Origin of the sequence: uncultured Mucilaginibacter sp. (genome assembly GCF_903913935.1) — a bacterium.
Lineage (GTDB): Bacteria > Bacteroidota > Bacteroidia > Sphingobacteriales > Sphingobacteriaceae > Mucilaginibacter.
Genome location: NZ_CAIWNH010000531.1, coordinates 1 through 3,416, shown reverse-complemented (window position 1 = coordinate 3,416; position 3,416 = coordinate 1). Strand labels below are relative to the sequence as shown.

The 3,416-nt window shown below is 41.4% G+C and carries 2 protein-coding genes and 2 pseudogenes; 1 reads left to right on the top strand and 3 read right to left on the bottom strand.

The genetic code is table 11. The features are described 5' to 3' along the window. A pseudogene (locus QZY09_RS24820) lies at nt 1–69 on the bottom strand (hypothetical protein); the annotation flags it as partial. Here QZY09_RS24820 and QZY09_RS21430 point away from each other — a divergent pair. Then, nucleotides 41–547, top strand: a pseudogene (locus tag QZY09_RS21430) (FMN-binding negative transcriptional regulator); the annotation flags it as partial. The pseudogenes QZY09_RS24820 and QZY09_RS21430 overlap by 29 nt on opposite strands. Before the next feature lie 17 nt (nt 548–564). Here the strand turns inward: QZY09_RS21430 and QZY09_RS21425 are convergent. Both QZY09_RS21425 and QZY09_RS21420 read right to left on the bottom strand, forming a co-directional pair. Continuing rightward, nucleotides 565–1,815 carry a sodium:proton antiporter gene (locus QZY09_RS21425; RefSeq protein WP_295675914.1) on the bottom strand — a complete coding sequence of 417 codons (1,251 nt, stop codon included), beginning with the start codon at nt 1,813–1,815 and terminating at the stop codon, nt 565–567. A gap of 72 nt (nt 1,816–1,887) precedes the next feature. Then, the gene (locus QZY09_RS21420; RefSeq protein ID WP_295675912.1) at nt 1,888–3,201 is read right to left on the bottom strand and encodes an NAD(P)/FAD-dependent oxidoreductase; all 1,314 of its coding nucleotides are present in this window, start codon (nt 3,199–3,201) and stop codon (nt 1,888–1,890) included. Nucleotides 3,202–3,416 lie beyond the last annotated feature (215 nt).

The following is a 3,416-nucleotide window of genomic DNA, read 5'->3' as shown; positions in this document are numbered from 1 at the left end:
TTGCCCGAAGATGCCGGCAGCGATGCCGCCCCAGGCCCCGCACAGGCCGTGGAGAGGCCAGACACCAAGTACGTCGTCGATTTTCCAGCGGTTCTGGGTCAGGGTGAACATCACGCAGGCTACCGATAGCATAGATACAAACGTGCTGGTGATATTTACGGAGCCGCATGCTTACATCTCTCCAAAAAACTACGAAAAAGTTGAAAACGTACCGACCTGGAATTATTTAGCGGTGCATGCTTACGGCAAATTTAACATATTGGAAGGAGAAGAGCACAAAACCGCACTCCTCAAGGCCACTATTACAAATTTCGAGGCAGAATATATGAAACAATGGAATAGCTTGGCTGATCAATACAAGCGAAACATGATGAAAGGCATTGTTGCCTTTGAAGTTGTAGTGGATGACCTGCAAGCCAAAGCAAAACTTAGCCAGAACCGCAGTCAAACCGAACGGGAAAATATTGTCGGCGCGTTAAATCATTCAGATAATACCAGTGACAAAGACACTGCCGCATACATGGCATTATTGAGTAAAAAGACCTAAGATATAATCTGATATTTTTATTTTGCAATAACAGCTTTGGTTGACTTTCTAATCAAACTATTGAGCGTTAAGCCCTGGATGATGATTGAAAATATCACAATAAAATAACTCCCGCATAATATGATATGCCGGTAGGGGCTAAAGGGTAAAGACAATGCCAGGGCAATTGAGATCCCGCCACGCACACCTGCCCAGGTAAGGATATTGATATTACTAAAATTTACATGTAATGTGCGGTGCAGGAAAGTTACCGGCACAAAAATGCTGATCCAGCGGGCTGGCAGTATCAATACTATGGCAATTCCGCCTGTCAGCCAATAATTTGTGATATAAGGCAGGTTGACCATTTGTAACCCGATCATCACAAACAAAATCGTGTTGAGCATTTCATCTATCAACCGCCAAAACCGCTCTAACGCTTCCTGCGAATGCATCTTTTCGTCGACGTTTATGGTTCTGTTTCCAGTAAATAAACCTGCTGATACTGCTGCCAGTGGTATTGACAAATGCAGATACGCCGCAACTACAGAAATTATCATGACGAGCGATATGGATATGAGTACAATGGTTTGAAAATCAGTGACAGATTTCATTAATCGAAAAGCAATAAAACCTAAAGCGACTCCTAAGGTTAAACCGCCAAAAACCTCCCTTACAAATAACAGTGCAGTTTGTGCAAAAACGAAATGATCAACCCCTGATTTGATCACCTCGAGTATTGAAATAAAAAGCACCAATCCCACGCCATCATTAAATAACGACTCACCTGAAATGATCGTAGCCAAATTTTGAGGCAAACTGGAGTTTTTGATAATAGCACCAACAGCCACCGGATCGGTAGGCGAGATGAGCGCACCAAATAAAAGGCAGTAGATAAATGGAATTTTAATATGAAACAGCATGGCGGCGCCAAAAAATAATGCGCCAAAAATTACTGCAGACAGGATAACGCTTATTGTACTTAACGCAAAAACCGGGCGTAATTCCTTTCTTAATCTCTTTGAATCTGAATTAAAAGAGCCCGCAAAAAGCAAAAAACCCAGCATGATATCCAATACAGTACCCGAAAAATCGATATTCTTTGCTAGGATGGTAAGGTAATGTGCAATATCCGGATCTAATTTATCGATCGTAATGGTGGCGACAGAAACCAGGATAGCAATTGTGACGATGCCAATAGTGCCCGGAAGCTTAATAAAACGGGCATTGATATAGGAGTAAGTTGCGCTGGTAAGCACCAGCAACGCAATAATTAAAAAAAGATCCATTTGGCTATTCTTTACATCAGGATGTTAATGTAATATCGTAAACCGGGGATTGTTTTTAAAAATTGCTGATCATTATTTTGATTGTACCTCCGGCATCCGCGTCTCGGTATTAAAGTATCTAACGATTAGCCTGTTATCACTATTTTTTGTGAAATAATTAATGGCCCATCTTAATAATACAATACCTTTATTGGCAAAGCCAACCAGCGACAGGATATGTACCAGGCTCCAGATGACCCATGCAAAAAATCCCTGAAAATGGAATTTCCCCAGGTCGGCAACCGCTTTATTACGGCCAATGGTGGCTAATGAACCCTTGTCAAAGTATTTAAATGGTTCAGTGGCCTCGCCTTTTACCAAATGGGCAATATTTTTAGCCAGTGTATTACCTTGCTGAATAGCAGCCGGGGCTACACCCGGGTGCCCGTTAGGAAATTCCGCACTGATCATAGCAGCTACATCACCAATGGCAAATATATTATCATAACCTTTTACGCGGTTGATCTCATCCACGTATATACGATTTCCTTTTGAAACTGTATCAGCAGGAATGCCTTCGGGCATTTCTCCTTTTACCCCGGCCGCCCATAATACATTACGTGTTTTTAGGGTTTTGCCGTTATCGATAGTTAAATAGAAACCATCATAGCTTTGTACATGTGCACTGTTATAAATAATTACGCCGTCTTTTTCCAAAAACGCTTTTGCTTTTGCTGATGCCTGTGGCGACATGGCAGCAAGTAGCCTGTCTTTACCCTCCACCAGGTAAACACGCATATCATATTTGCTCAGTCCGTGATAGTCCTTCATTAAAATCAAATGCTTCATCTCGGCCAATGCGCCGCAAAGTTCCACTCCTGTAGGTCCTCCGCCAACAACTACAAAAGTCATCAGGGCAAACTTTTCCCTCATATCCGTAGTAACCAACGCGGTTTCCAGGTTTTGAAGGATGAGGCTGCGCAGATTCAAGGCTTCCGGGATATTTTTCATCGGCATGGCGTAGTGCTCGATTTCTTTATTACCGAAGAAGTTAGTATTTGACCCGGTGGCAATCACCAGGTAATCGTAACAGATCTCGCCTATGTTAGTAGTCAGTGTATTTGATTCCGGGTTGATCTTTTCAACATCGGCCATATTAAAACTAAAATTATCTTGCCGGATAAAGATCCTCCGGATAGGGAAGCCGATAGAATCTGCCTCCAGCGAACCCATAGCTACCTGGTAAAGCAATGGTTGGAAAGTATGGTAATTATGCCTGTCGAGCATTAATATGTCCACAGGAGCCTTCTTTAAGGCCTTTGCTAAGGTTAGTCCTCCAAATCCTCCTCCGATGATAACTACGCGTGGTTTTGGGCTTTTTTTGTGATCCTCGGAAATTGTAAACATGGGTATTTATAAAAATTCAATATTACATAAACTTTCATTAATCAAATGTAAACTTATGCTTTATCCATACACGACAACATTTTTAAAGCAGCTGAGTTTGCCCCCTGCATTAAAGTTTGATTACTAATGGTTTTTAATTTTCCTATTATTGATGATGTGTTAATATCAAATAAACAATTCGATTACAAATTCTATAGTTTTTAACTTTTTTTAAT